Below are 25,042 nucleotides of genomic sequence, written 5' to 3' on the forward strand. Positions count from 1 at the left end.
ATGAAGACCCACCCCAAGAAGCAGATGACGGTGATCTGCGAGGCCCCCGTCGTCGGCCGTATCACGCGCGTTCTCGACCGGGTGCCGGTTTCCGGCTACACCCTGTTCGACGCCCATGCCGGCAAGGGCTCGGAAGGCACCTGGGACACCGACAGGATGATCGGCGATACCGGCCGCATGGTCATGATCGTGTCGGTGATGTCGGCCGAGCAGGCCGATATCGCCATCGACCGCATCTACGAGGCGCTCGAGCCGCAAATGGGCATCATCACCATTGCCGATGTCGACGTGCTGCGGCCCGACCGCTTCTGACCGGCATGGATGCGCGAGCCACCGGCCGCATCGGGCCGGCGCGGCCGCCGAATACCGCAAATCTTTCAAAATCGGCGCCGACCCCATATATGGGCCGAAAAGCAAGACGGACGCATATGGGCATTCACGATCCGGCACATGACTGGGACCAGCGCTTCGCGCCCGACCTGGCGGCGATCGAGAAGATCGCGCGCGAGGCCTATGCGCATCTGCCGCGCGAGTTCCGCAAGCTCACTGGCGACGTGCAGATCCGCATCGCCGATTTTCCCAGCGACGACGTTCTCGACGATCTCGGGCTCGATACGCCGTTCGACCTGCTCGGCCTGTTCGAAGGGCGGGGGATCGCCGAATTGTGGAACCCGGCCACCGGCCAGGAAACCAACCGCATCACGCTCTATCGCCGCGCCATTCTCGACTATTGGTGCGAGAACGATGAAACGCTCGGCGACATCGTCACGCACGTGCTGGTGCACGAACTGGGCCACCATTTCGGCCTGTCCGACGACGACATGGCCCGCATCGAAGCCTCGGTCGGCTGACCGGCGGCGGCGGGGCCGGACCGCTACAGACTGCCCAGCTTGAGCAGCGGGTCGTAGTCATGGTCCCGCACGTCCTTTGTCACGGCCTGCGCGCAGCGCATCTTCCCGGCGACCGGATCGAAGGCATAGCTCGGATCGCCATGCAGTTCCCAGCCCTTCGACAGGGCCTCGGTCACCTTGTGGCAGAACGCCGAATCGTCGAATCCGGTCAGATATCGATAGGCCTTCATCGCCTTTCAGTCCCCATCGTCCGCACCCGCGTCAGATTGCGCGATTCTGCCGTGCCGGGCAATCAGCGCCAGCGCCGCGTCGCGATGCAGCCGCTCGACCATGCGGCCATCGACCACGATCACGCCCTTGTCACGATTTTCGGGCAGTGCGAAGGCATCGACGACGCGCTGCGCCGCCGCGACCGCCTGCGCATCGGGCGCAAAGGCGGCATTGGCCGCCGCAATCTGCGCCGGATGGATCAGCGTCTTGCCGTCAAAGCCCATCGCCGCGCCGGCCGCGCACTCGGCGGCAAACCCGTCCGCGTCGTTGTGATCGTTGAACACGCCGTCAAGCACGTCGATCCCGCCGGCGCGAGCGGCCAGCACCACGGCCATCAGCCAGCCATGGGCATGGTCACGCGCGCCGGCCATGGGAAGCCGGGCGGCGGCGAAGAGATCGTTCGTTCCGATAACGAAACAATCAAGGCGCATGCTTGACTCCTGCGCCTTTTCGGCAATCCTGGCGGCATTGATGACGGCGCGTGGCGTCTCGATCATGGCCCACAGTTTCAGCGTCGGCGGCGCATCGGTTTCGGCCAGCGCGTCGGCGAGGGCGACGAGGTCGCCCGCCGCTTCGACCTTGGGCAGAAGGATCGCGTCGGGCATGCAGGCGCGGGCGGCGAGCAGATCCTCGGTGCCCCACTGCGTGTCGAGCGCGTTGATGCGGATCACGCGTTCTTTGGGTGAACTTGGATGCTCGGCGAAATGGCGGCGCAAGCCCTCGCGCGCGGCGTTCTTGGCCTCGGGCGCAACCGCGTCCTCGAGATCGAAGATCGCGGCGTCGTTGCCCAGCGTTTCCGCCTTTGCCATCGCCCGCGGGCGATCGGCTGGCACGTAGAGCACCGAGCGGCGCGGCGTGTGCGAACGGGAAGTCTGCATGGCTTCTTGTGCCGCGCACTTGCGCGTTCGCGCAAGTCTTGATCGCGGGCGCGCCGCGCTTCATTTTCATGCGCAAGACTGATAGACCCTCGCCAACCGACAAGGGCGAACACCATGGAAAAATTCGACAAGCTCACCGGGGTGGCGGCACCGCTGCCGATCATCAATGTCGACACTGACATGATCATCCCCAAGGACTATCTGAAGACCATCCGGCGCACGGGCCTCGGAAAGGGCCTGTTCGCGGAGATGCGCTACAACCAGGACGGCACGGAGAACCCCGATTTCGTGCTCAACAAGCCGGCCTGGCGCGACGCCAAGATATTGGTGGCCGGCGACAATTTCGGCTGCGGCTCCTCGCGCGAGCACGCGCCCTGGGCGCTGCTCGACCACGGCATTCGGTGCGTCATCTCCACCAGCTTCGCCGACATCTTCTACAACAACTGCTTCAAGAACGGCATCCTGCCGATCGTCGTCAGCCCCGAAGAGCTGGGCAAGCTGATGGACGATGCCGAACGCGGCGCCAACGCCACGCTGTCGGTCGACCTTGAAGCCCAGGAAATCCGCGGCCCCGATGGCAGCGTCATCCATTTCGACATCGACCCGCACCGCAAGCATTGCCTGCTCAACGGTCTCGATGACATCGGCCAGACGCTCCAGAAGGCCGCGGCGATCGACACCTATGAAGCGAGCCGGGCCGACAGCCGGCCCTGGGCATGAACGCAACGGAAGCGACCATGCGGCCTTTCCTGCCAAAACGCGCCGAGCCACTGGCGTTCGGCTTCCTCCTGTCGGGCATGATGTCGTGCATCGTCTCGTGCCTGTCGACCTTTCTGGCCATCGGCTCGCTCAACGGTTTCCTGTCCGCCTGGCTGTCGTCATGGGCGCTCGCCTTCCCGGCGGTCCTGATCGTCGGGCCACTGGTGCGCCGCATTCTCGCCGTCATCGTCAGGACCGAAGCATGACCGACCGCCGCCACATTTCGAGCGGCTCGCCATTCGAGTCCGCCGCCGGCTACAGCCGTGCCCTCGTCGACGGGCATTGGTGTTTCGTTTCCGGAACGACCGGCTATGACTATGCCACAATGACCATGCCGGACGACGTGGAAACCCAGACGCGCAACGCGCTCGCCACCATCGACCGCACGCTTGCCGAGGCCGGCTTCGAGCGCGCGCACATCGTGCGTGCGCGCTACGCGATCACCGATGCCGGTCTTGTCGATCGCGTGTTTCCGATCCTCGGCGCGTTTTTCGCCGGGATACAGCCCGCCGCGACCATGACGGTCACCGGCCTGATCAGGCCGGAGATGAAGATCGAGATCGACGTCACCGCGAAGAAGGGCTGACGGGCCGCGATGGCCGGCGAGACGCTCGAGCAGATTGCCGTCTCCAGCGAGGCCGAACTGCTTGCCTGGCTCGACGCCAATCATGGGCAAGGACGGAGCGTCTGGCTGGTGCTCTGGCGAAAGTCCGCAAATGCGGGCCATATCGAGCGCGAGCGGCTTCTCGCGGCGCTGTTGCGCTATGGCTGGGTCGACTCGCTGCCACGCAAGAAGGACGCCGGGCGCAGCCTGCTCATGATCTCGCCGCGCAAGCCCGGCAGCGCCTGGTCGGCGGTCAACAAGCGCATCGTCCTGAGCCTTGAACGGCAAGGCCTCATGCATCCGGCCGGCCAGGCCATCGTCGACGCTGCGCGCGAGGACGGCTCCTGGTCGTTTCTGGACGATGTCGAGCAAGGGATCGTGCCGGACGATCTGGCGGCCGCCCTCGATGCCGTGCCCGGCGCGCGAGGCCATTTCGACGCCTTTCCGTTTTCGGCGCGACGCGGGATCCTTGAATGGATCAAGCAGGCAAGACGTCCCGGCACCCGGGCCAAACGCATCGCCGAGACCGCGCGGCTCGCTGGCCGGAACAGGCGCGCGCGCGATTGGCGTGCCGGCAAGCCGCGCGGCGGTTGAGTCCGGCCCGCGATCTGCCTACAAGCACGCCAGATTCCCCGCACGAAGAGACACGCCATGACACAACGCTCGCTCCTGCTGCTGCCCGGCGACGGCATCGGCCCCGAAACCATGGCCGAAGTGGTCAAGCTGATCGACCACATGAACGCGACCGAGGATGCCGGCTTCACGACGACGCAGGGCCTGGTCGGCGGCGCTGCATTCGATGCCCATGGCGAAGCGATCTCCGAGGCCGACATGGAAACGGCGAGGACCGTCGATGCGGTGCTGTTCGGCGCCGTCGGCGGGCCGAAATGGGACGCCGTTCCCTATGACAAACGGCCCGAGGCCGGTTTGTTGCGGCTCCGGAAGGACCTGGCCCTTTTCGCTAATCTCAGGCCGGCCATATGCTATCCGGCGCTGGCCGATTCGTCATCGCTGAAGCGCGACGTGATCGAGGGCCTCGATATCCTGATCGTGCGCGAGCTCACCGGCGGCGTCTATTTCGGCGAACCCAAGGAGATCACCGATCTGGGCAACGGGCAAAAGCGCGCCGTCGACACGCAGGTCTACGAGACCGGCGAGATCGAGCGCATCGCCGCCGTCGCCTTCGAGCTGGCGCGCACGCGGTCGGGCAGGGTCTGCTCGATGGAAAAGCGCAATGTGATGAAGTCGGGCGTTCTGTGGAACGAGGTCGTCACCGCCACCCATGCGACGCGCTTTTCGGATGTCGAACTGACCCACATACTGGCCGATGCCGGCGGCATGCAGCTCGTGCGCTGGCCCAAGCAGTTCGACGTCATCGTCACCGACAATCTGTTCGGCGACATGCTGTCGGATGTCGCCGCCATGCTGACGGGCTCGCTGGGCATGCTGCCGTCGGCTTCGCTCGGCGCCCCCGACCCCGCGACGGGCCGGCGCAAGGCGATGTACGAGCCCGTGCACGGCTCGGCGCCCGACATTGCCGGGCAGGGCGTTGCCAACCCGATCGCCATGATCGCCTCCTTTGCCATGTGCCTGCGATATTCCTTCGCCATGATCGAGCAGGCCAACCGGGTCGAAACCGCGATCTCCATGGTGCTCGATCAGGGCCTGCGCACCGGCGACATCATGAGCGAGGGGGCGAGGAAGGTCTCCACCGCCGAGATGGGCGATGCCATCGTCGCCGCCTATGCGGGCTAGGATCTGTTGAGATTCACCGCGCGGGCCTACGAGACCAGCCCTTCCGGACAGGTCCGCAGCAGGTCGGAACGACCGCCGCGCGCCGTCCAGCCGAAGGCGCCGCGCACCGCGCCCCAGCCCGCCGCCGGAACATTGGTCTCAAGATCGACCGCATAGAAATCGAAGCAGTTTTCGCTGCGGCGCATGACGACGAAGCAGCCGCCCACCAGATCGCCGTCGTAGAAGGTGCACAGGAGATCCTCACGCACGAACCATTCACCGCGTGCCGCGTTGACGTCGTCCTGATAGTCGACTTCGCCGTCGACCAGATAGGTTTCGCGCCAGGAAACGCCGTCCTGATAGACGCCGCGATAGGTCTTGCCGACAAAGGCGGCGGTCAGCGTGTCGCCCGTCAGCCGGCCAGGCACCGGTTCGGACATGGCGGCGGCGTGCGGCGCGAGCAGCGCGCCGATCGCGATGAGTGCCGCAAGCGCGTGCGGCCATGGTGTGGTGGCGGTCATGCGGGTCAGGCTGGGCACGAAATGTGTCGTCGCCGGGGCCGAATTGACAATCGGCCCGCATTCGACCACAAGGACTCCACCATGACGGCCACAATCATGATCAAGAAGACGACCGGCTGACCCGCTCCGCCCCACACTCTCCCGGGGGCGGGACGAGTGGTGCTTTGATGCAAACGGGGAGAGACAGGAGATGGGAACCATGGGTTTCAAGATCGCCATCGCAGGCGCGACCGGCAATGTCGGCCGCGAAATGCTGGACATCCTTGCCGAGCGCGGCTTTCCGGCCGACACGGTCGTCCCGCTCGCCTCGCGCCGCTCGGTCGGCCAGGAGGTCTCCTTCGGCGACAGGACGCTCAAGGTCCAGGCGCTGGAGAGCTTCGACTTCTCCGACACCGATATCTGCCTGATGAGCGCCGGCGGCTCGGTCGCCAAACAGTGGGCGCCAAAGATTGCCGCCGCCGGCTGCGTTGTGATCGACAATTCCTCGGCTTTTCGCTACGAAGCCGATGTCCCGCTGATCGTGCCCGAGGTCAATGCCGACGCGATCACGGGCTTCACCAGGCGCAACATCATCGCAAACCCGAACTGCTCGACCGCACAGCTCGTCGTCGCGCTCAAGCCGCTGCACGATGCGGCGACGATCAAACGCGTGGTGGTTGCCACCTATCAGTCGGTCTCCGGCGCCGGCAAGGATGCCATGGACGAGCTCTTCGCTCAGACCCGTGCCGTCTACGTCGCCGATCCGATCGAGACCGACAAGTTTCCCAAGCGCATCGCCTTCAACCTGATCCCGCATATCGACGTCTTCATGGAGGACGGCTCGACCAAGGAAGAGTGGAAGGTGGTCGCCGAGACCAAGAAGATGCTCGACCCGAAGATCAAGGTCACTTGCACCGCGGTGCGCGTGCCGGTCTTCATCGGGCACTCCGAGGCGGTCAATATCGAGTTCGAGAACGAGATCACCGCCGAGCGGGCCCGCGAGATCCTGCGCGAGGCGCCCGGTTGTCTGGTCGTCGACAAGCACGAGGACGGCGGCTACATGACGCCCTATGAATCGGCCGGCGAGGACGCCACCTACATCTCGCGCATACGCGAGGATCCCACGGTGGACAACGGGCTCAACATCTGGGTGGTTTCGGACAATCTGCGCAAGGGCGCCGCGCTCAACGCGATTCAGATCGCCGAAGTGCTGGTCAATCGCGGCCTGATCACGCCCAAGCGGCACGCGGCGTGAGCGCATCGACGACCATGTAATCACGGCCGCGAGCGGTTCGAAACGACATGCACCCCCGCCTCCCCCTTGGGGAGGCACGCAACACCAAGCGCAGCGCCGGTCGAGCGGGTGGGGCGAATGGCGGAGCACTCAGGCCCGCTTCAACGACCCCCGCCCGGCTTTGTCGCGCTGCGCTCGCCAATCGCCTGCCTGCCGTGAAGGGGAGGTGGAAACCGCAAGCCCGCCTCCCTATTCCGCCGCCTTCGGGAACGGCCGCACATCGCCCGGCATGTCGTCGGGCATGTCCTCGGGCTCCATGGCCGGCAGCGGACGGCCGGGCGCCCTTGCGGGCGCCTTTGGGGGCGCCGCGCCAGGCCCGGCGTTCGCGGTTTGCCGGGACAGCCGCGCCCGGAGCCAGCGGATGAGCCGCAGGATCCGGTTGCCCTTGGCGAGTTGTTCGTTGTCCCGCGTGAACAGCATCAGCGCCGCCGGCGTCACCACCAGTGTCAGCAGCGTCGAGAACCCCAGGCCGAACACGATGGCGCTCGACAGCGAGACCCACCACTGCGTCGACGGCGCGCCGACCGTGACCTCGTGGCTGAGCAGGGCCAGATTGATCCCGAAGGCGATCGGCAGCACGCCCAGGATCGCGGTCACCGCCGTCAGCATGACCGGGCGCACACGCTCGCGGCAGGTCTCGAGCACGGCCTCCATCTTGTCGACACCCTCGTGGCGCAGCCGCGCATAGGTGTCGATCAGCACGATGTTGTTGTTCACCACGACGCCGGCCAGCGCGATGGTCCCCACCGCGCTCATGATGATCGAGAACGGCATCTGCATGATGGCGAGGCCGAGCAGCACGCCGATCGTCGACATCACCACCGCCGACAGCACCAGCCAGACATAGGTGAACCGGTTGAACTGGGCGAGCAGCAGCGCGAAGATCAGGAAGATCGCCACGCCGAATGCCTGACTGAGAAACGCCGCCGCCTCGTCGCTTTCCTGGTCCGACCCGACCATCTCCCAGCGGATGTTGGGCGGGAAGTCCATCGTCGCCAGGTGCTCGGCGACCTGTGCCTGAAACACCGAATCCTGGGCGCCCTCGACGAGGTTGGCGGTCACGTCGATCGTGCGCGAGCCATCCACGCGCGTCAGCGTGCCCAGCGAAGCGGCCGGCTCGCGGCTGACGAAATTGGTCACCGGCACCGCCCCGCCGGACGTCTCGATGCGCAACTGGTCGAGCATCGAGAGCGTGCGCCGGTCCTCGGGCAGACGCAGGCGGATGTCGACGGCATCGTCGGCGCCCGCCGGCCGGTAGTCGGACAGTTTCAACCCGGTCGTGACGAGCTGCACCACCCGGCCGACCGAATCCGGCCCGACGCCGAACTTGGCCGCTTCGGTCCGGTCGACCTTCAGCTCCCAGTCGACGCTGAGCGGCGGCAGGCCGTCATTGAGGTCGATCACCTCCGGGATGGTCTCCAGATAGGCGGCCACCTCCGCGGCGGCGGTCTCGAGCCCGGTCGGGTCGTCGGCCGACAGCCGCACCTGGATCGGCTTGCCCTGCGGCGGGCCGGCATCGGGCACCGAGATCTCGATCTGGACACCGGGCATGCTGGCGAACTCGGCGCGCAGATCGGTCAGGATATCGCCGGCCGCCTTGCGCTCGCGCCAGTCGACGAATTCGTACTGGATCGTGCCGATCGTGTCCTCGCCGCCGCCCGAACCGAGCTGGATGCCGCCGCGCGAGGAACCCGAGCGGGCATAGACCGTGTCGATGCCCGGCCAGTCGAGCAGGCGCTCCTCGGCCCGGCGTACCAGCGCGTCCTGCTCTTCCAGCGAAAGATTGCCCCGCGCCTTCACGTAAAGAAGGCCGTATTCGGGCTCGACGGCCGGGAAGAACTCGACGCCGTTGTTGTTGTTGACGTAGTACTGGATGATGCCGCCGAGCAGCACCGCCACCGCCAGGATCGTCAGGATCGGAAAGCGCACGGCGCGCTTGATCAGCGCCATGTAGAGCCCGTCAGGCCGGCGCTTCTGGATCGCCGCCTTGCCGACGATGGAGCCGATGGTCGGCGCGAACAGCAGCGCATAGATCGTCGAGGCCGACAGCGTGGCGATCAGCGTGATCGGCATGTAGCTCATGAACTCGCCGACGATCCCCGGCCAGAACAGGAGCGGCGAGAACGCTGCGATCCGAGTGAGCGTGGAGACCACCACCGGGCCGAACATGCGCCGCGCCGCCTCGGCGAAGGCGGGCGCTGCGGCGACGCCCTCGGCCATGCGCCGTTCGGCGTATTCGGTCACGATGATCGAATCGTCGACCAGCATGCCGACCGCCAGGATGAGGCTGAACAGGACGACCAGATTGACCGTGTAGCCGGCCAGCGACAGGAACAGGATCCCCATCAGGAACGAAGTCGGGATCGACAGGCCGATGAGCAGCGACGAGCGGAAGCCCAGGAAGAACAGGATGACGATGAAGACCAGCAGCACCGCCGTCAGCACCGAGTTCTGAAGGTCGTCGAGCAGCGTGCGGATGTTGGTCGAGCGGTCCTGGCTGAAGGTCACCTCGACGCCGGCCGGAAGCTCCGAGCGGAAGGCGTCGGCTTCGGCTTTGACGGCATCCACCGTCTCGATCAGATTGGCGCCGGCGCGCTTGGACACCTCGATGGCGATCGCCGGCTTGCCGTTGAGCCGTGCGATGGTCTCGGCATCCTCGAACGTGTTGCGGATCGTCGCCAGGTCGCGGGCGCGCACGACCGCATTGCCGCTCACCGAGATCGGCAGATTGGCGATGTCCTCGACCGTCTCGATCAGTGCCGGGACCTTGACCGCGTAACGGCCCTCATCGCCCTCCAGCGTTCCGGCGGCGACGAGCTGGTTGTTGGCGCCCACGCCGCCGACAAGCTGGTCGAGCTGCAGATTGTAGGACGACAGCTTGACCGGATCGATGATGACCTCGACGAGTTCGTCGCGCGAGCCCTGCAGATTGGCGTCCAGGACCCCGCCGACCTCTTCGAGGCGGTCGCGCAGCGCCTTGGCAGCGCGCGTGAGCACGCGCTCGGGCGCATCACCCGACAGCGTGACGACGATCACCGGGAATTCGGAGATGTTGACCTCGACGACGCTCGGCTCGTCGGTTCCCGGCGGAAACTGCCCCTTGGCCTGGTCGACCTCGGTGCGCACATCGTCGAGCGCCCGGCTGAGATCGGCGCTGGGGTCGAATTCGACGACGATGTTGCCGCCGCCCTGATAGGCGCTGGCGGTCATCGTGTCGACGCCGGTGATGTTCTGGAGCTCGGATTCGAGCGGTCGGATCAGCAGCCGCTCGGCATCCTCGGGCGAGATGCCCTGCAGGGACAGCCCGACATAGACGACCGGGAACTGAACGTCCGGCTCGGCCTCCTTGGGGATGCCGACATAGGCGACAGTTCCCGCGATCAGGAAGAACGAAAGCGCGACGATTGTCAGCCGCGCATTGCGGACCGCGATTTCCAGGAAATTCATCATTGGATCGCGGCCCCGTCGGTCGCCTCGGCGATCAGCCGGTCGATCATCTCGCGATCGGCCTGAACGGCCTCGACCTTCTGGTCCTCGGTGACCAGGTTCTGGCCGGCGACGATGATGCGCGCGCCCCGGGGAATGCCGCCCAGCAGCAACGCCCCGGTGGAGTCGTCGACCAGGTCGATCGGATAGAAGACGACGCGGTCCTCCTCGTCGACCGCCCGAATGCCCAGTTCGCCCTCATCGTTGAGCGTGACCACCGAGCGCGGCACCGGGGTCGCATGGACCGCCTCGCCGCGCAGCAGCACCTCGGCCGTCATGCCCGCGGGGACGGCGAGATCGGGATTTGGCACCTCGACTTCGACGGTGAATGTCCGCGTTCTTGGCTGCGCCTCGCGGCTGACATAGCGCACCGTGCCGTCGACCACCTCGCCGGTGACCAGACGCAACTGCGCATCTCCGCCCACACGCACCGATCTCAGATCGCTTTCATTGACCTCGCCGACGCCGATGATCGGATCGAGCGCGATCAGGTTCGCCACCGGCGTGCCCTGATTGACCGTGCCACCTTCCTCGACCATCACCTCGTCGATGATGCCGTCGAACGGCACCTCGACCTCGAGCCGCTCGAGTTCGACCTTTGCCGCCTCGTACTGGCTTTCGGCCTGCAGCAGCGCCGACTTGAACTGATCCAGTTGCAGGCGCGGAAGCGTGCCGCGTTCGACCAGTTCCCGCCGCGCCTCGAACTCCGACCGTGCCTGTTCGAGCGCCTGCTCGGCGCTGCGTGCGGCCGCTTCGCGCCCTTCGGCGGCGATGCGTGCGATCACCTGGCCTTCGGTGACCTGGTCACCCTCGGCGACCGGCAGTTGCTCGATGATGCCGCCCGCCCGCGCGGTCAGTTCGGTGCGCTTGTCGGCCTCGGTGACGCCCGACACGCGGATGGTCCTGCGATGCTCGAGCCCCGGAACGACGGCGACGGCCACCGATTGCAGCGCGCGAGGCTGGGCCGTCTCGCCTTCGGCCGCGCTCGGCGCCGGATCGGCCGTCGTCTCCGCCTGGTCATCCTGGCCGGTGGCACTGCCGACATAGGATAAATCGCCGGTCAGCACCCAGCCCGCGCAGGCAATGAAGACCAGGATCGCCGCGTAACGATGGGCTTTCATGAGGATGTCCAGTGCTGCTCGTTGGATGCGCCGCCGGGCGCCGGTTGGTCAAGACGGTCTGTCGGTCAATACGGCCGTTGATCCCAATGGACCGAAATCTGCTATGCCGCACTGCACAATAGCGAAAACCGCGACATCTGTGAATGCCGCGATCGACGGTTTGACAAAATAACGAAAGATGTCATAAAGTCAAGCCATCATGCTCGATTGCGTCGTCGACGGCAAACGCGGCACCATCCTGAAGGCCGCCCTTGAAGTTTTCGTGACCTACGGCTTCCGCAAGACGTCGATGGACGACATTGCGCGCGCCGCCGGCATGTCGCGGCCGGCGCTCTATCAGGTCTTCAGGAACAAGTCGGAGATCTTTCGGGCACTGGCCGGCGAGCTGATGGGCGGCGCGACGGCGAACGCCGAGGCCGCCTTCGAGCGCGAGGGCAGCTTTCGCGATCGCCTGCTCGGCGCCATCGACTGCTCCATCCTTCGCATGCACCGCTTCGTCGAGGACACCCCCCACGGCGTCGAGCTGATCGGCATCAACGAGGAAATCGCCGCCGACATCGCCGAGAAATGGGAGGCGACCATGGCAGCGGCTATCACGCGCGCCGTCGAGCAGGCGGCCAGGCGCGGCGAGGTCTCGCTGGACCGATTTGGCGCCGACGCGACCACGATCGGGCGCATATTCGTCCTCGCGCTTGCCGGGCTCAAGCGCGAGGTCCAGCACGGACGGCCCGTCGAGCCTCACGTTCAGGCGCTGGTCGACTTCTTCGCCGACGCGCTCGAGGCGCGCTGAGCGGCGCGCCTATTCGCCGCCTTCCCTCGCGTTGTCGCGCGAAAGCCGTTTCATGGCCTTGCGCATGCGCTTGCCGACCGGTTCGCGCTCGCTCACCGGCAGGATGTCGGCCCTCAATTCCTCCGACAGGTCGAGCGAGGCGCGCACGCCGATATCGGCGAAATGCGCTTCGAGGAAGTCCTGTGCCGCCGCGCGCCCGGTGTCGCGCATCTCGGTCAGAAAGCTCCATTCGGTGTTGAGCTTGGAGGAGGCCGACAGGTCCTTGACCACCGCATCGGCGGCGATGCGGTGCATGCGGGTCGACCGGTAATCGGTGCCCTCCAGCCGCCCGTCGGCCTTGAGCCGGCGCACGAACTCGATCGCCCGGAATTCGCGCAGCAGGCCCGCATTGAAGGTGATCTCGTTCATCCGATCCTGGATTTCCTGCGCAGTCTGCGGGGTCGCCTCGCGCTCGATCGGGTTGATCTGCACCAGCAGGCAATCCTCGGTCTGCGTTTCGTAGAAGAACGGGAACAGCACCGGGTTGCCGCCGAAACCGCCGTCCCAGTAGGGGATCCCGTCGATCTCGACCGCCTTGTAGAGCGTCGGCAGGCAGGCCGAGGCCATCACCACATCGGCGGTCACCTCCTCGCCATGGAACACCCGCACCTTGCCGTTGTGCACATTGGTGGCCGACACGAACACCTTGAAGCCGGCGCATCGATGCACGCGGTCGAAATCGATCGTTTCGACGAGCACCTCGCGCAAGGGGTTGTAGTCGAGCACATTGACGTCATAGGGCGAAAAGACCCGGCTGAAGATGTCGAAGAACCGATAGGTCGGCGAGTTCTCATAGGAGAAATTGCCGAACCAGATATCGGCCGGCGTTCGCTGCAGCGGCGAGAACCGGCCCTTGCGTGCGATCGCCTCCCAGAACGCGGCGAGGCACTCCCGCGCGCCTTCGGCCCCGCCGCGCTGCCAGCCATCGGCCAGCGCCACCGCGTTCATCGCCCCCGCGCTGGTGCCCGAAACGCCGTCGAAATCGAGCCGGCCGTCTTCCAGCAGCGCATCGAGCACGCCCCAGGTGAAGGCGCCATGCGAGCCCCCGCCCTGAAGGGCGAGATTGACCGGCTTCGCGGTGCCGTTGCCGGCCCTTTCGCCTGACGATGCCATCGCCGCGCGGCTACATAGCCGTCCAGCCGCCATCGGCGGACAGCGTCGTGCCGGTGATCTGCGCGGCATGATCCGAGCACAGGAACACGACCAGCCCGCCAAGCTGCTCGACCGTGGCGAACTGCCGCGTCGGCTGGCGGATGAGCATGATCTTGTCCAGCACCTCCTCGCGCGTCATCCCGTGCACCTTCTTCTGGTCCTCGATCTGGCTTTCGATGATCGGCGTGAGCACATAGCCGGGGCAGATGGCGTTGCAGGTCGCATCGAGCTTTGCTTCGGCGAATTCGAGCGCGACGGTCTTGGTCAGGCCGACCACGCCGTGCTTGGCCGCCACATAGGCCGCCTTGTAGGGCGAGGCCCTGAGCCCATGCGCCGAGGCGATGTTGACGATCCGGCCCCAGCCGGCCTTCTTCATCATCGGCACGGCCATCGCCGTGGTGTGGAAGGCCGACGACAGGTTGATGGCGATGATCGCGTCCCATTTCTCGGTCGGAAACGCCTCGACCGGCGCGACATGCTGGATGCCGGCATTGTTGACCAGGATGTCGACCGTGCCGAATGTCTCGGCCGCCTTTTCGACCAGCATGCGCGCCTGGTCGGCCTTGGAAAGGTCTGCACGGATATAGACCGTGCGGTTGCCGGTCGCCTCGGCGGTCTCGCGGGCCAGCGCATGATCGTCGTCGCTGTCGGTATAGGAATTGAGCACCACATTGTGGCCCTCGGCGGCCAGCGCCCGGGAGATGCCCAGCCCGATGCCCGAATTGGATCCGGTCACCACCGCGGTCCTTGTTTGGTCTGCCATGTCGCGTCCCCGTCCGGCTTGTCGCATTGCAGCGCAACATAGTCGGCCCGGCGCGCAATGTCATCGGCCCGCAATCAATTCGCGGTAGCCGGCCGATGGCCGTCGGCGTGCCGTGCCGATTGCGATCGCGGCGCATAATCGCTAAAACCGGACCATGATGCACAACAATGCCGATGGTTATCTCGCCGCGCCTCTGCCACGCCGCAAATCCGTGCCGGTCGATGTCGGCGGCGTGACCGTTGGCGGCGATGCGCCGGTCGTGGTCCAGTCGATGACCAACACCGACACCGCCGACATCGACGCCACGGTCGCCCAGTGCGCCGCCCTGCACAGGGCGGGTTCGGAGGTCGTGCGCATAACCGTGGACCGCGACGAGAGCGCCGCCGCCGTGCCGAGGATCCGCGAGCGGCTCGAACGGCTCGGCCACGACGTGCCGCTGGTCGGCGACTTCCACTATATCGGCCACAAGCTGCTTGCCGATCACCCGGCCTGCGCCGAGGCACTGGCGAAATACCGCATCAATCCGGGCAATGTCGGCTTTCGCGACAAGCGCGACCGGCAGTTCATCGAGATCGTGGAGATGGCGATCCGCCACGACAAGCCGGTGCGCATCGGCGTCAACTGGGGCTCGCTCGACCAGGACCTGCTGACGCGCCTGATGGACGAAAACCAGGAAAAGGGCTTCCCGCTGTCGGCCGACCAGGTCACGCGCGAGGCCATCGTGCAGTCGGCGCTGCTGTCGGCCGAGCTCGCCGAGCAGACCGGCCTGCCACGCAACAAGATCCTGTTGTCGGCCAAAGTCAGCCGCGTGCAGGATCTGATTGCCGTCTATACCGATCTTGCCGGTCGGTGCGATCACGCCCTGCATCTGGGCCTGACCGAGGCCGGCATGGGCTCGAAGGGCATCGTCGCCTCCTCGGCCGCGCTGGCCGTGCTGCTGCAGCAGGGGATCGGCGACACGATCCGCATCTCGCTGACGCCAGAGCCGGACGGCGACAGGACGCGCGAGGTGCAGGTCGCCCAGGAGCTGCTGCAGACCATGGGCTTTCGCCAGTTCCTGCCCGTCGTCGCCGCCTGCCCGGGCTGCGGACGCACGACCTCGACGGTGTTTCAGGAGCTCGCCCGCAAGATCGAGGACGACCTGCGCCGCAACATGCCCGTCTGGCGCGACAAGTATCCCGGCGTCGAGGAGCTCAAGGTCGCCGTCATGGGCTGCATCGTCAACGGCCCGGGCGAGTCCAAGCATGCCGATATCGGCATCTCGCTCCCCGGCACCGGCGAATCGCCGGCCGCGCCGGTCTTCATCGACGGCAAGAAGGCGGCGACGCTGCGCGGCGATGACATCGCCGGCGATTTCGAGGCCATAGTCGCCGACTATATCGAGGCGCGTTTCGGCAGGGCAGGCGACGAGGATGCGGCCGCATGAGGTTCTTGCAGCGGCGCTGACGCACCGTGTGGCGACGCTGCTGCTTGCCGCATTGATCTGTTACGGTGCCGAATCGGAACGAGCGTTCGCCGAAGAATCGGCCGCCGTGGACCATTCGGCGATTTGCGGCATCATCGAGCGCGAAGCAACGCGCAATGGTCTGCCTCCGGCCTATTTCGCGCGCCTGATCTGGACCGAGAGCCGGTTCGACGCCAATGCGGTCTCGCCCGCCGGGGCCGAGGGCATCGCCCAGTTCATGCCGGCGACGGCGGCGCGGCGCGGGCTGGCTGACAGCTTCGACCCGCGCCAGGCGCTGCCCGCCTCGGCCACCTATCTGGCGGCGTTGCGCCTGCGCTTCGGCAATCTGGGCCTTGCCGCCGCGGCCTACAATGCCGGCGAGGATCGCGTCGACCGGTGGCTGGCCGGCCGCAGCAACCTGCCGCTCGAAACGGAGAACTATGTGCTGCGCATTACCGGCGAGCCGGCCGAGGTCTTCGCCCCGCGCGAGCGCGCGATCCGCGACCTCGCGCTCGAGGACGGCAAGACCTTCAGGCAGGCCTGCGAACGGCTGCCCGTGATCCGTTCCGCCGCCGTGCCGATGGCCGGGACGCTGCACAAGCCCTGGGCGATCCAGCTTGCGGGGAATTTCAGCCGCGCGGCCGCGATGCGGTCCTGGCAGCGGATCAGGGCGCGACACGACAGCGCCCTGCGCGACCTGCCCATGGCCGTGAGCCGGCAAAGGACAGCGCGTGGGCCGAAGCCGCTCTATGTGGTGCGCGTGGGCGCCGACAGCCGAAACGAGGCCAACGCCATTTGCGGTCGCATCCGCGCCGGTGGCGGCTCGTGCATGGTCATCAGGAACTGAGCGCCGTCAATAGCCGCGATGGGCGATGAAATGCGCCGCCTGGCGCAGCGTTTCTGCCTTATCGCCGAACGGCGCCAGCAGGGCGTCGGCTTCGCTGACCAGCGCGTCGAGCCGCTGCCGCGCCCAGTCGACCCCGTGCAGGCCGACCAGCGTCTGCTTGCCGGCCGCCGCGTCCTTGCCGGTCGCCTTGCCCATCGCCGCCGCATCGGCGGTGACATCGAGCAGATCGTCGGCGAGCTGGAACGCTAGCCCGAGGATCGCTCCCAACCGGCGCATCGTCTCCCGCGCATCCGGCCGCGCGACGATCGCGCCCGCCTCGCACGAAAAGCGGATCAGCGCACCGGTCTTCATGGCATGGATGGTTTCGACCATGGCCGGGTCGACCGCGCCGTGCTCGTGCTGAAGGTCGAGCATCTGCCCGCCGGCCATGCCGCCCAGGCCCGCCGCGCGCGCCAGCGCGACCACGAGCGCGTTGGCCTTTTCGACGCAAAGCCCCGCCGGCCGGCGTCCGGCCAGGTCGAAGGACAGCGTCAGCAGGGCATCGCCGGCGAGGATCGCCGTCGCCTCGTCAAAGGCGACATGCACGGTCGGCACGCCGCGACGCAGATCGTCGTCGTCCATCGCCGGCAGATCGTCATGGATCAGCGAATAGCAGTGCACGCATTCGACCGCCGCCGCGATCGCCAGCGCCGCATCGTCCACGCCGCCAAGCAGCGCGTTGCATTCCATCACCAGAAACGGCCGCAGCCGCTTGCCGCCATTGAGAACACCATGGCGCATCGCCGCGACCAGTCGCTCCGGCCGGACCGTCTCGCCGGCAACCGTGTTCGGCGTGATCGCACTGTCCAGAAAGGCCTCGACGGCCTGGGCGCGTTGGGCCAATGCGGAGCGGAAAAGGGAGACATCGGTCATGAGGCGTCTATATTCGACGATTATCCCGCCGCAAAGCTCGGGTCGGGCAGAACGACAAATGCGAACCAAAACCGATCTGTCCGTGTTACACTGGCATAGACCCGGCCGCCGGCAGGACGCATATGTCGGAAGCCAATGACGGGACGACCACGATCGAGCCGAGCAGGGGCCGCCGACAAGACCGTGACCGACACCCATCCCTCATCGTCCGGCGAACCGGCAAGGCGTCCGAAAAAGCGCGCAAGGGCCAAGGCCGGCCGACCCGCGAAACCCGGTCCGGGCGCCTCCGGCGGCGCGGCCGGGCAGGCACGACCGGCAGCCGTGAAGCGTTCGCGTCGTCGCTGGTTTCTGCGCCGCTGGGTGCTCATTCCTCTTGTGGTGCTCTTCGCCATCGCGCTGACGCCCTTTGTGCTGGCGCTGCTCTATCGCGTGGAGGATGTGCGCCCGGTATCCACCTTGATGCTCTCGCGCGCGCTCGCCGGCGAACCGGTCGAGCGCCGATGGGTGGAGTTCGACGAGATCGCCCCATCGCTGTACCAGTCGGTGATGATGTCCGAGGACGGGCAGTTCTGCGCCCATGACGGGATCGACTGGGCCGCGCTGAACATGGTCATCTCCGATGCGCTGGACGGGGAGCGCACGCGTGGCGCCTCGACGATCACCATGCAGACCGCAAAGAACCTGTTTCTGTGGAACGACCGATCCTATGTGCGCAAGGCGCTGGAAGTGCCGCTGGCGCTTTGGATCGATTTCGTGCTGCCGAAAAAGCGGATCATGGAAATCTATCTGAACATCGCCGAATGGGGGCCGCAGGGCCAGTTCGGCGTGCAGGTGGCCGCCGAGCATCATTTCGACCGGGAACCGTCCGACATCACCGCGATGCAGGCGGCGCTTCTGGCGACGACCCTGCCGAATCCGCACATGCGCGATCCGGCCAGGCCCAGCGCGCATCACCGCGAAGTGGCCGGCGTCATCGCCCGTCGGGCGCGCCAGTCGGGCGCCTATATCGGCTGCCTGAGCCAGTAAGCCGGGGCCTCGGATCGGGCCAAGAATCTGCTCGGGCCATCTTTCAAACGGCGCGCTTATTGTGTATAGCGCCGTCACTTTTCCGCGCATGACGGCTTATCCGACGGGGCTGGCAAGGAGCCCGGCCGATGCGCATGACGATTTGGAGCAAAGACCATGGCCGTACCCAAGCGAAAGGTGACCCGCGCCAAGCGCGGCATGCGCCGTTCCAGCGATGCGCTCAAGAACCCGAGCTATGTCGAGGACAAGGCGTCGGGCGAACTGCGGCGCCCGCACCATATCGACCTGAAGACCGGCATGTATCGCGGTCGTCAGGTGCTGGCACCCAAGGAAGACTGATCCTCGCGCAATTCGCGACAGCGCCCGCGTCTGTGGTGCAGGCGCGGGTTTTCGCGTTTGCCGTGAACGGCGTCCCGAAGCGGGCCGCCGACCGCGATCACTGGTCGATCAGGCTGGCCGCATAGGCCATGGCGCGCTGGTAGTTGCCGCTGTCGTTCCAGCGCGAAAGCACCCGGAAATTGGCCGAGCCCTGCGTGAAGGGCTGGCCGGCGCGCCAGCCGTAGCGGCTGAGCATGTTTGCCGCGGTGGCAAGCGAATCCGCCGCGTTGTTGGGGTCGGCACGACCATCGCCATTGCCGTCCACGGCAAAGCGCATCCAGTTGCCGGCGAGAAACTGCATGTGGCCGAGTTCGCCCGACGGGCCGCCGCGACTGTTGGCCGAAATCACGCCGCGATCGACAAGGCGCAGCGCGGCGATCGCATGCTCGCGGAACCGCGGATGGCGGCGGCAATAGGATGCGAGCGTCACCGCGCCGGAGACGATCGGCGTGTCGCCGGTATAGCCGCCCCACGAGGTTTCATAGCCCCAGATCGCGACCAGGATGGAGCCTGGGACGCCATAGCGGTTCTCGAGCGACTGGAACAGGCGGGCATTGCCGTTCAGCCGCCGCTGCGCGCCGGAAATGAACGAGTTGACGCTGGAAAACCGGCTCTTGAGGAACACTTCGGGGCTGCGATGGCGGGTCCCGGTCTGTGAAGCCGGGTTCGATTCGAAGCGCCAGGTGATGCCGGACAGTCCGGCATTCTGCAGTGCCTGCATGCCGCGCTGGCCGACGCCGGCCGCCGCGGCCTCCTGGGCCAGCGTCTGCTTGAAGGCCCCGAACTGGCTCTGGCTGGTGATGCATTGGGCGGCCCCGGCAACACTGGGGACGGCAAGGGCAAAGGCGAAGGCGAGGGCTATCTTGCGCATGTCAAGCTCGGCAAATGAACATTGTCGGAAGGTTGGCACGGATAAGGCGGAACGGACAGGCGCCCGGCCCTTGCAGACGCCGGATCGGGTTTGCACTCAACGATCGCGAGTGGTTTCGTTTCTCCGCCCGCAACGCCAAATCGGACCCATTTCGGCGTCATAGAAGACCTCTCGTCGGCTGAACGGCGCCCCGTGCGGGTCGTCGCGACGGTCCGACCCGGTCACACTCTGCCGTATTCGCGCTCAAAAGTCAGCCAAAAAGAGGCCGCCCGCCCGACAAGCGCCTATCGGGCACCGAAAATCGCCGAGCCGACCCGCACGCTCGTCGCACCGAGCCCGATCGCGGTCTCGAAATCGCCGGACATGCCCATGGACAGACGCTCGAGGCCGTTCTCGGCGGCGAGTTTCTTCAAGAGCGCGAAATGCGGGCCGGGATTGTCGTCAAGCGGCGGAATGCACATCAGGCCCTCGATTCCGAGTTCGAGCTCGCCGCGGCAAAGGGCGACGAAATCGCCAAGATCGTCCGGCGTCACGCCGGCCTTTTGCGGCTCCTCGCCGGTATTGACCTGAATGTAGAGCCGCGGGCGGCGGCCCTGCCTGTCCATCTGCTTGGCCAGCGCGCGCGCGATCTTCTCCCGGTCGACCGATTCGATGACGTCGAACAGCGCCACCGCGTCGGCCGCCTTGTTCGATTGCAGCGGCCCGATCAGGTGCAGCTCGATATCGCGATAGTCCGCCTTCAGGGCCGGCCATTTGCCCTGCGCTTCCTGTACGCGGTTCTCGCCGAACACGCGATGGCCGCAATCCAGAACAGGTCGGATCGCCGCGGCATCGAAGGTCTTGGTTACCGCGACCAGCGTCACCGCCTGCGGGTCGCGCCCGGCCGCCCGCGCGGCCTTGCCGACCGCCTCGACGACCTGCCGAAAGCGGGTGACGGTTTCGACCTGCCCGGCCGCGTCGGGCGGTTCGTGCTGGCTGTGCATGTGCGGTTCCCGGCCGTGGTTGACGCTGTGCGCTTTTGCCGGCATGACACCGGCGCGACATTGCACGGTTAAGTGCATGGACACGCCCCGATTTCAAGCCGCCCAATTCATCGGTCTCGTCCGGATTTCCAGCATTGATGAGCACGCAGAGATACAATCCCCGCACCGCCGAACCCAAATGGCAAAGGGCCTGGGACGAGGCCGGCATCTTCGCCACCGACAATGACGATCCCCGGCCGAAATACTATGTGCTGGAGATGTTTCCCTATCCGTCCGGGCGCATTCATATCGGGCACACGCGCAACTACGCCATGGGCGACGTGGTCGCCCGCTACAAGCGGGCCATCGGCTACAACGTGCTGCACCCGATGGGCTGGGACGCCTTCGGCATGCCCGCCGAGAACGCGGCGATGCAGAACAGGGTGCATCCGCGCGACTGGACCTACAAGAACATCGAGACCATGCGCGGCCAGCTCAAGCTCATGGGCCTTTCGATCGACTGGAGCCGCGAGTTCGCCACCTGCGACGTCGACTACTATCATCGCCAGCAGCGGCTGTTCCTCGACTTCCTTGGCGCCGGGCTGGTGGGGCGTCGCGTCTCGAAGGTGAACTGGGATCCGGTCGACCAGACCGTGCTTGCCAACGAACAGGTCATCGACGGCAAGGGCTGGCGCTCGGGCGCGCCGGTGGAACAGCGCGAACTCGCGCAATGGGTGTTCAGGATCACCGACTACGCGCAGGACCTGCTCGACGCCATCGACACGCTGGAGGAGTGGCCCGAAAAGGTGCGCACCATGCAGCGCAACTGGATCGGCAAGTCGCGCGGCCTCGAGATCCCCTTCCATCTGATGACGCCGGTGCACGGCCACCAGGCGATCGACTGCTATTCGACAAGGCCCGATACGCTGCATGGCGCAAGCTTCGTGGCGATTTCGCCCGACCATCCCCTTTCGATCGCGCTTGAAGCGGACAACGCCGATCTTGCGGCATTCAACGCCGAATGCCGACGGACAGGAACGTCGGAAGAGGCGCTGGAAAAAGCCGAAAAGCGCGGCTTCGATACCGGACTGACCGTCCATCATCCCGCCGAGGATCGTCTGCTGCCGGTCTGGGTCGGCAATTTCGTCCTGATGGACTACGGAACCGGGGCGGTCTTCGGCTGCCCGGCGCATGACCAGCGCGATCTCGATTTCGCGCACAAATACGGCCTGCCGGTCCGCAACGCGTTCTTTCTGCCGGGGGACCGGACGCCGGTCGAAGACGAGGCGCTCGTGCCGCCCAAGACCGACACGGTTGTCTATGTCGACCATTTTGCCGGGATTGGCGAAGCCTCCAGCGAGGAAGGGATCGACCGCACCATCGACTGGTTCGAGGCGCAGGGCAAGGGCCGTGGCGTGACGCGATTCCGCCTGCGCGACTGGGGCATTTCGCGCCAGCGCTATTGGGGCTGCCCGATACCGATTGTCCACTGCGAAAGCTGCGGCCTGGTGCCCGTGCCCCAGGCGGATCTGCCCGTGATCCTGCCCGACGACATCAGCTTCGAGCAGCCGGGCAACCCGCTCGACCATCACCCGACCTGGAAACATGTCGATTGCCCCGAATGCGGCGAGCCGGCGCGGCGCGAGACCGACACCATGGACACCTTCGTCGACTCGTCCTGGTACTTCGCCCGCTTCACTGCGCCGCATGCGGACAGTCCGACCGATCCCGAGGCCGCCAATGCCTGGCTGCCCGTCGACCAGTATATCGGCGGCATCGAGCACGCGATCCTGCATCTGCTGTATTCGCGCTTCTTCGCCCGTGCGATGAGCCGCACCGGCCACATGGCCGTCAACGAGCCCTTCAAGGGGCTGTTCACCCAGGGCATGGTCGTCCACGAGACCTACCGCGCCGCCGACGGCAGCTGGGTCGAACCGTCACGGGTCCGAATCGAAACGCGCGACGACTTGCGTCAGGCCTTCGACGCCGAGACCGGTGAAGAGCTGACCATCGGCCATCTCGAGAAGATGTCCAAGTCCAAGAAGAACACGATCGGGCCCGAGGACATCACCCAGAGCTATGGCGCCGACACGGCGCGCTGGTTCATGCTGTCCGATTCCCCGCCCGATCGCGACGTCGAATGGACCGACGCCGGGGCCGAGGGCGCCCATCGCTTCATCCAGCGCGTCTGGCGCATCATTGCCGGGGCCGCCGGGACGATCGCACCGGGCGATCCCTCCGGCGCGCAGGGCGAGGCCCTCGCCATGCGCCGCGCCACGCACAAGGCGCTCAAGGGCGTGGGCGAGGACTTCGAGCGGCTCGCCTTCAACAAGGCGATCGCCCGCATCCACGAACTGGTCAACGCCATCGCCCCGGCACTCGACAAGGCGACGGGCGCCGATGTACCGGCCGACAGGGCCGCCGCGCATGAGTGCCTGTCGATCCTCGTCCAGCTCGTCGCACCGATCGCCCCGCATCTGGCCGAGGAATGCTGGCAGGCGCTCGGCCATGACGGGCTCGTCGCGGCCAGCCGCTGGCCGGCATTCGACCCCGCGCTGACCGCCGACGACACCGTCACCCTGCCGGTGCAGATCAACGGCAAGCGCCGTGGCGAGATCGCCGTCGCCCGCGGCGCCGACAAGTCCGATGTGGAGAGCTTTGCGCTGTCGCAGGACTTCGTCCGGCGCCATCTTGACGGCAACGACCCCAAGAAGGTCATCGTCGTCCCCGACCGTATCGTCAACATCGTGGCATGACGGGGAGGGTGAGCATGGTCCGCGCGCGCAGATGGACAGGCACGATCCTCGCCGGACTGCTGTTCGCCGCCGGCTGCACGGTGCAGCCGCTCTACCAGTCCGGCGCACCGGACGCGGGCGTGTCTTCGACGCTGTCGTCCATTGCCGTCGAAGAGGTCGATAACCGGCTTGCCCTGAAGGTGCGCAACGAGCTGATCTTCCTGCTGCGGGGCGGCAGCGCCACGACCATGGCGCCGCTTTACCTCGCCACGCTCGATGTCACCGCCGACACCGACGATCTGCTCGACACCATCGCCATGCCCGGCGAGGTCGACGTCACCGCGCGCCGGGTAACGGTGACCGGCACTTTGACGCTGCGGCGCGCCGAGGATGGGGCGGTTGTGCTCGAAGAGACCCGCCGGGCCGCCGCCTCGATCGACGTGACGACACAGGAGTTCGCCAATCGGCGCGCCCTGCGCGATGCCGAAAACCGCGCCGCCCGGGTGCTCGCCCGGCAGCTTCACGCGGTCGTCGCCGCACGGCTGGCCAGCGGCCGCACGGGCTAGCGGTGGCCCAGCTCAAGGCCAACGAGGTCGACGCCTTTCTGCGCAAGCCGGCCGGCTACACGGTCTATCTCGTCTATGGCCCCGACCATGGCCTGGTGACGGAACGCGGCCGCCGGCTCGCCGCCGCAAGCGGCGTGGCGCTCGACGACCCGTTCAGCGCGATCCGCCTCGACGCCGACGGCTTTGCCGCCGATCCCGAACGGCTCCTCAACGAAGCCTACACGGTCGCCATGTTCGGCGGCGACCGGCTCATCTGGCTGCGCGGCGTCGGCAATGATCGCGCGCTCACCGCCCAGCTCGACACGCTGCTCGCCGATCCGCCGCCCCGGACTACCGTCGTCATCGAGGCCGGCGATCTGAAGAAGGGCGCCGGTCTGCGCACCACGGTCGAGCGCGCCGGGGCCGGCCTCGCCCTGCCGTGCTATGCGGACAATGAGCGCGGGATCCAGCGCCTGGTCGACGAGACCTTCGAGGCGGCGGGCCGCAGGCTCGAACTCGACGCCCGGCAGTTTCTGGTTGGCCATCTCGGCGGCGACCGGCGCGCCACGCGCAACGAACTCGAAAAGGTCCTGCTCTATACCGAGGGCCAGCCGGCCGTGACGCTCGACGATGTCCGCGCGATCAGCGGCGATGCCTCCGCGCTCGCCTATGACGATGTCAGCGATGCCGTGCTCGCCGGCGATCTGCCCGGTTTCGACCGCGCCATGACCAAGTTCGACGGCGCCGGCGGCGCACCCTCGGTGCTGTTCGCCGTGCTGATCCGCCAGTTCCAGCTTCTCGACCGGCTGCGGCACGACATGCACGCACACAACAAGAGCGCGGCCGCCGTGGTCGCCTCGGCCAGGCCGCCGGTCTTCTTCGCCCGTCGCAAGCTGATCGAGACGGCCCTGCAACGCTGGCCGCCACAGGCCATCCGTGCCGCGCTTCAGCGCCTGCAGGATGCGGTACTGCAGGCCCGCCGCAGCCGCAATCTCGAACGCAACATCCTGCACATCACGCTGATGGCGCTGGCCATACAGAGCGCGCGCCGCCGCTGATCACCGGCCGGCCACTGGTTTCG

General features: G+C 66.6%; 26 protein-coding genes. 16 read left to right on the forward strand and 10 right to left on the reverse strand.

The features are described 5' to 3' along the window. Together RBB34_RS00210 and RBB34_RS00215 are read left to right on the forward strand one after the other, a co-directional pair. A complete protein-coding gene (locus tag RBB34_RS00210) occupies nucleotides 1–312 on the forward strand; it encodes a hypothetical protein (protein WP_306117163.1) in 312 nt (103 codons plus the stop codon). 116 nt (nucleotides 313–428) lie between these two features. Beyond that, on the forward strand, nucleotides 429–851 hold the full coding sequence (locus tag RBB34_RS00215; protein ID WP_306117164.1) for a metallopeptidase family protein: 423 nt from the start codon (nucleotides 429–431) through the stop codon (nucleotides 849–851). A gap of 23 nt (nucleotides 852–874) precedes the next feature. Here RBB34_RS00215 and RBB34_RS00220 read toward each other — a convergent pair whose 3' ends face one another. Together RBB34_RS00220 and RBB34_RS00225 are read right to left on the reverse strand one after the other, a co-directional pair. Continuing rightward, a complete protein-coding gene (locus tag RBB34_RS00220) occupies nucleotides 875–1,081 on the reverse strand; it encodes a DUF1737 domain-containing protein (protein ID WP_306117165.1) in 207 nt (68 codons plus the stop codon). Nucleotides 1,082–1,087: 6 nt separating this feature from the next. Then, nucleotides 1,088–1,999 (reverse strand): CoA ester lyase, encoded by a 912-nt coding sequence (locus RBB34_RS00225; protein ID WP_306117166.1) that lies wholly within the window; start codon nucleotides 1,997–1,999, stop codon nucleotides 1,088–1,090. 114 nt (nucleotides 2,000–2,113) lie between these two features. On the opposite strand from RBB34_RS00225, the gene leuD reads away from it, so the two are divergent. Genes leuD through leuB form a run of 5 tightly spaced genes read left to right on the forward strand, consistent with a single transcriptional unit; the run spans nucleotide 2,114 to nucleotide 5,117 of the window. Further along, complete coding sequence (gene leuD, locus RBB34_RS00230) at nucleotides 2,114–2,719, forward strand: 3-isopropylmalate dehydratase small subunit (protein ID WP_306117167.1); 606 nt, start codon at nucleotides 2,114–2,116, stop codon at nucleotides 2,717–2,719. After that, nucleotides 2,716–2,964, forward strand: coding sequence for a DUF2798 domain-containing protein (locus RBB34_RS00235; RefSeq protein ID WP_306117168.1), 249 nt, complete (start codon nucleotides 2,716–2,718; stop codon nucleotides 2,962–2,964). Before leuD ends, RBB34_RS00235 begins: the two co-directional genes overlap by 4 nt. Then, a complete protein-coding gene (locus tag RBB34_RS00240) occupies nucleotides 2,961–3,344 on the forward strand; it encodes a RidA family protein (protein ID WP_306117169.1) in 384 nt (127 codons plus the stop codon). The genes RBB34_RS00235 and RBB34_RS00240 overlap by 4 nt, the downstream gene beginning before the upstream one ends. Nucleotides 3,345–3,353: 9 nt before the next feature. Then, entirely contained in the window at nucleotides 3,354–3,956 is a 603-nt protein-coding gene (locus RBB34_RS00245; RefSeq protein WP_306117170.1) for a YdeI/OmpD-associated family protein, read from the forward strand. Between the two features lie 57 nt (nucleotides 3,957–4,013). Then, nucleotides 4,014–5,117 (forward strand): 3-isopropylmalate dehydrogenase, encoded by a 1,104-nt coding sequence (gene leuB / locus RBB34_RS00250; protein WP_306117171.1) that lies wholly within the window; start codon nucleotides 4,014–4,016, stop codon nucleotides 5,115–5,117. 26 nt (nucleotides 5,118–5,143) lie between these two features. On the opposite strand, the gene RBB34_RS00255 is transcribed toward leuB, so the two are convergent. Beyond that, nucleotides 5,144–5,635 carry a hypothetical protein gene (locus tag RBB34_RS00255; RefSeq protein WP_306117172.1) on the reverse strand — a complete coding sequence of 164 codons (492 nt, stop codon included), beginning with the start codon at nucleotides 5,633–5,635 and terminating at the stop codon, nucleotides 5,144–5,146. 181 nt (nucleotides 5,636–5,816) lie between these two features. On the opposite strand from RBB34_RS00255, the gene RBB34_RS00260 reads away from it, so the two are divergent. Next, nucleotides 5,817–6,851 (forward strand): aspartate-semialdehyde dehydrogenase, encoded by a 1,035-nt coding sequence (locus RBB34_RS00260; RefSeq protein ID WP_306117173.1) that lies wholly within the window; start codon nucleotides 5,817–5,819, stop codon nucleotides 6,849–6,851. A 228-nt stretch (nucleotides 6,852–7,079) separates the two neighbouring features. On the opposite strand, the gene RBB34_RS00265 is transcribed toward RBB34_RS00260, so the two are convergent. Together RBB34_RS00265 and RBB34_RS00270 are read right to left on the reverse strand one after the other, a co-directional pair. Next, nucleotides 7,080–10,337, reverse strand: a complete 3,258-nt coding sequence (locus tag RBB34_RS00265; protein ID WP_306117174.1) for an efflux RND transporter permease subunit — start codon at nucleotides 10,335–10,337, stop codon at nucleotides 7,080–7,082. Beyond that, a complete protein-coding gene (locus tag RBB34_RS00270; protein WP_306117175.1) occupies nucleotides 10,337–11,497 on the reverse strand; it encodes an efflux RND transporter periplasmic adaptor subunit in 1,161 nt (386 codons plus the stop codon). The genes RBB34_RS00265 and RBB34_RS00270 overlap by 1 nt, the downstream gene beginning before the upstream one ends. Nucleotides 11,498–11,696: 199 nt before the next feature. Between RBB34_RS00270 and RBB34_RS00275 the strand changes: the two genes are divergently transcribed. Beyond that, on the forward strand, nucleotides 11,697–12,287 hold the full coding sequence (locus RBB34_RS00275; RefSeq protein ID WP_306117176.1) for a TetR/AcrR family transcriptional regulator: 591 nt from the start codon (nucleotides 11,697–11,699) through the stop codon (nucleotides 12,285–12,287). A gap of 9 nt (nucleotides 12,288–12,296) precedes the next feature. Here RBB34_RS00275 and RBB34_RS00280 read toward each other — a convergent pair whose 3' ends face one another. Then, nucleotides 12,297–13,439 (reverse strand): patatin-like phospholipase family protein, encoded by a 1,143-nt coding sequence (locus RBB34_RS00280; RefSeq protein WP_306117177.1) that lies wholly within the window; start codon nucleotides 13,437–13,439, stop codon nucleotides 12,297–12,299. Nucleotides 13,440–13,449: 10 nt separating this feature from the next. Next, nucleotides 13,450–14,241, reverse strand: coding sequence for a 3-hydroxybutyrate dehydrogenase (locus tag RBB34_RS00285; RefSeq protein WP_306117178.1), 792 nt, complete (start codon nucleotides 14,239–14,241; stop codon nucleotides 13,450–13,452). 157 nt (nucleotides 14,242–14,398) lie between these two features. Between RBB34_RS00285 and ispG the strand changes: the two genes are divergently transcribed. After that, nucleotides 14,399–15,667, forward strand: a complete 1,269-nt coding sequence (gene ispG, locus RBB34_RS00290; RefSeq protein WP_306117458.1) for a flavodoxin-dependent (E)-4-hydroxy-3-methylbut-2-enyl-diphosphate synthase — start codon at nucleotides 14,399–14,401, stop codon at nucleotides 15,665–15,667. Beyond that, the gene (locus tag RBB34_RS00295) at nucleotides 15,654–16,532 is read left to right on the forward strand and encodes a lytic transglycosylase domain-containing protein (RefSeq protein ID WP_306117179.1); all 879 of its coding nucleotides are present in this window, start codon (nucleotides 15,654–15,656) and stop codon (nucleotides 16,530–16,532) included. The genes ispG and RBB34_RS00295 overlap by 14 nt, the downstream gene beginning before the upstream one ends. Nucleotides 16,533–16,538: 6 nt before the next feature. On the opposite strand, the gene RBB34_RS00300 is transcribed toward RBB34_RS00295, so the two are convergent. Continuing rightward, entirely contained in the window at nucleotides 16,539–17,444 is a 906-nt protein-coding gene (locus RBB34_RS00300) for a polyprenyl synthetase family protein (protein ID WP_306117180.1), read from the reverse strand. 321 nt (nucleotides 17,445–17,765) lie between these two features. On the opposite strand from RBB34_RS00300, the gene mtgA reads away from it, so the two are divergent. Both mtgA and rpmF read left to right on the forward strand, forming a co-directional pair. Then, on the forward strand, nucleotides 17,766–18,470 hold the full coding sequence (gene mtgA, locus RBB34_RS00305; protein WP_306117181.1) for a monofunctional biosynthetic peptidoglycan transglycosylase: 705 nt from the start codon (nucleotides 17,766–17,768) through the stop codon (nucleotides 18,468–18,470). 156 nt (nucleotides 18,471–18,626) lie between these two features. After that, complete coding sequence (gene rpmF, locus RBB34_RS00310) at nucleotides 18,627–18,809, forward strand: 50S ribosomal protein L32 (RefSeq protein WP_306117182.1); 183 nt, start codon at nucleotides 18,627–18,629, stop codon at nucleotides 18,807–18,809. A gap of 97 nt (nucleotides 18,810–18,906) precedes the next feature. Here rpmF and RBB34_RS00315 read toward each other — a convergent pair whose 3' ends face one another. Together RBB34_RS00315 and RBB34_RS00320 are read right to left on the reverse strand one after the other, a co-directional pair. Next, nucleotides 18,907–19,719, reverse strand: coding sequence for a lytic murein transglycosylase (locus RBB34_RS00315; RefSeq protein ID WP_306117183.1), 813 nt, complete (start codon nucleotides 19,717–19,719; stop codon nucleotides 18,907–18,909). 284 nt (nucleotides 19,720–20,003) lie between these two features. Beyond that, complete coding sequence (locus RBB34_RS00320; protein WP_306117184.1) at nucleotides 20,004–20,702, reverse strand: YggS family pyridoxal phosphate-dependent enzyme; 699 nt, start codon at nucleotides 20,700–20,702, stop codon at nucleotides 20,004–20,006. A gap of 137 nt (nucleotides 20,703–20,839) precedes the next feature. Here RBB34_RS00320 and leuS point away from each other — a divergent pair, with 137 nt between their 5' ends. Genes leuS through holA form a run of 3 tightly spaced genes read left to right on the forward strand, consistent with a single transcriptional unit; the run spans nucleotide 20,840 to nucleotide 25,019 of the window. Continuing rightward, the gene (gene leuS, locus RBB34_RS00325) at nucleotides 20,840–23,437 is read left to right on the forward strand and encodes a leucine--tRNA ligase (RefSeq protein WP_306117185.1); all 2,598 of its coding nucleotides are present in this window, start codon (nucleotides 20,840–20,842) and stop codon (nucleotides 23,435–23,437) included. A 14-nt stretch (nucleotides 23,438–23,451) separates the two neighbouring features. Further along, nucleotides 23,452–23,982 (forward strand): LPS assembly lipoprotein LptE, encoded by a 531-nt coding sequence (locus tag RBB34_RS00330; RefSeq protein WP_306117186.1) that lies wholly within the window; start codon nucleotides 23,452–23,454, stop codon nucleotides 23,980–23,982. A 2-nt stretch (nucleotides 23,983–23,984) separates the two neighbouring features. Then, on the forward strand, nucleotides 23,985–25,019 hold the full coding sequence (holA, locus tag RBB34_RS00335; RefSeq protein WP_306117187.1) for a DNA polymerase III subunit delta: 1,035 nt from the start codon (nucleotides 23,985–23,987) through the stop codon (nucleotides 25,017–25,019). The last annotated feature ends 23 nt before the right edge of the window (nucleotides 25,020–25,042 follow it).

It is taken from the genome of Roseitalea sp. MMSF_3546, from assembly GCF_030732865.1.
In the GTDB taxonomy this organism is placed as follows: domain Bacteria; phylum Pseudomonadota; class Alphaproteobacteria; order Rhizobiales; family Rhizobiaceae; genus Roseitalea.

Bases quoted from the DNA above. Each gene is read 5' to 3' on its own strand.
- leuD (WP_306117167.1), top strand. From the start codon at position 2,114: ATGGAAAAATTCGACAAGCTCACCGGGGTGGCGGCACCGCTGCCGATC.
- RBB34_RS00245 (WP_306117170.1), top strand. From the start codon at position 3,354: ATGGCCGGCGAGACGCTCGAGCAGATTGCCGTCTCCAGCGAGGCCGAA.
- RBB34_RS00300 (WP_306117180.1), bottom strand. From the start codon at position 17,444: ATGACCGATGTCTCCCTTTTCCGCTCCGCATTGGCCCAACGCGCCCAG.
- RBB34_RS00270 (WP_306117175.1), bottom strand. From the start codon at position 11,497: ATGAAAGCCCATCGTTACGCGGCGATCCTGGTCTTCATTGCCTGCGCG.
- RBB34_RS00240 (WP_306117169.1), top strand. From the start codon at position 2,961: ATGACCGACCGCCGCCACATTTCGAGCGGCTCGCCATTCGAGTCCGCC.
- RBB34_RS00265 (WP_306117174.1), bottom strand. From the start codon at position 10,337: ATGAATTTCCTGGAAATCGCGGTCCGCAATGCGCGGCTGACAATCGTC.
- RBB34_RS00235 (WP_306117168.1), top strand. From the start codon at position 2,716: ATGAACGCAACGGAAGCGACCATGCGGCCTTTCCTGCCAAAACGCGCC.
- RBB34_RS00330 (WP_306117186.1), top strand. From the start codon at position 23,452: ATGGTCCGCGCGCGCAGATGGACAGGCACGATCCTCGCCGGACTGCTG.
- rpmF (WP_306117182.1), top strand. From the start codon at position 18,627: ATGGCCGTACCCAAGCGAAAGGTGACCCGCGCCAAGCGCGGCATGCGC.
- RBB34_RS00280 (WP_306117177.1), bottom strand. From the start codon at position 13,439: ATGGCATCGTCAGGCGAAAGGGCCGGCAACGGCACCGCGAAGCCGGTC.
- leuB (WP_306117171.1), top strand. From the start codon at position 4,014: ATGACACAACGCTCGCTCCTGCTGCTGCCCGGCGACGGCATCGGCCCC.
- RBB34_RS00315 (WP_306117183.1), bottom strand. From the start codon at position 19,719: ATGCGCAAGATAGCCCTCGCCTTCGCCTTTGCCCTTGCCGTCCCCAGT.
- ispG (WP_306117458.1), top strand. From the start codon at position 14,399: ATGCACAACAATGCCGATGGTTATCTCGCCGCGCCTCTGCCACGCCGC.
- RBB34_RS00285 (WP_306117178.1), bottom strand. From the start codon at position 14,241: ATGGCAGACCAAACAAGGACCGCGGTGGTGACCGGATCCAATTCGGGC.
- RBB34_RS00295 (WP_306117179.1), top strand. From the start codon at position 15,654: ATGCGGCCGCATGAGGTTCTTGCAGCGGCGCTGACGCACCGTGTGGCG.
- RBB34_RS00260 (WP_306117173.1), top strand. From the start codon at position 5,817: ATGGGTTTCAAGATCGCCATCGCAGGCGCGACCGGCAATGTCGGCCGC.
- RBB34_RS00210 (WP_306117163.1), top strand. From the start codon at position 1: ATGAAGACCCACCCCAAGAAGCAGATGACGGTGATCTGCGAGGCCCCC.
- RBB34_RS00215 (WP_306117164.1), top strand. From the start codon at position 429: ATGGGCATTCACGATCCGGCACATGACTGGGACCAGCGCTTCGCGCCC.
- leuS (WP_306117185.1), top strand. From the start codon at position 20,840: ATGAGCACGCAGAGATACAATCCCCGCACCGCCGAACCCAAATGGCAA.
- RBB34_RS00320 (WP_306117184.1), bottom strand. From the start codon at position 20,702: ATGCACAGCCAGCACGAACCGCCCGACGCGGCCGGGCAGGTCGAAACC.
- RBB34_RS00225 (WP_306117166.1), bottom strand. From the start codon at position 1,999: ATGCAGACTTCCCGTTCGCACACGCCGCGCCGCTCGGTGCTCTACGTG.
- RBB34_RS00275 (WP_306117176.1), top strand. From the start codon at position 11,697: ATGCTCGATTGCGTCGTCGACGGCAAACGCGGCACCATCCTGAAGGCC.
- RBB34_RS00220 (WP_306117165.1), bottom strand. From the start codon at position 1,081: ATGAAGGCCTATCGATATCTGACCGGATTCGACGATTCGGCGTTCTGC.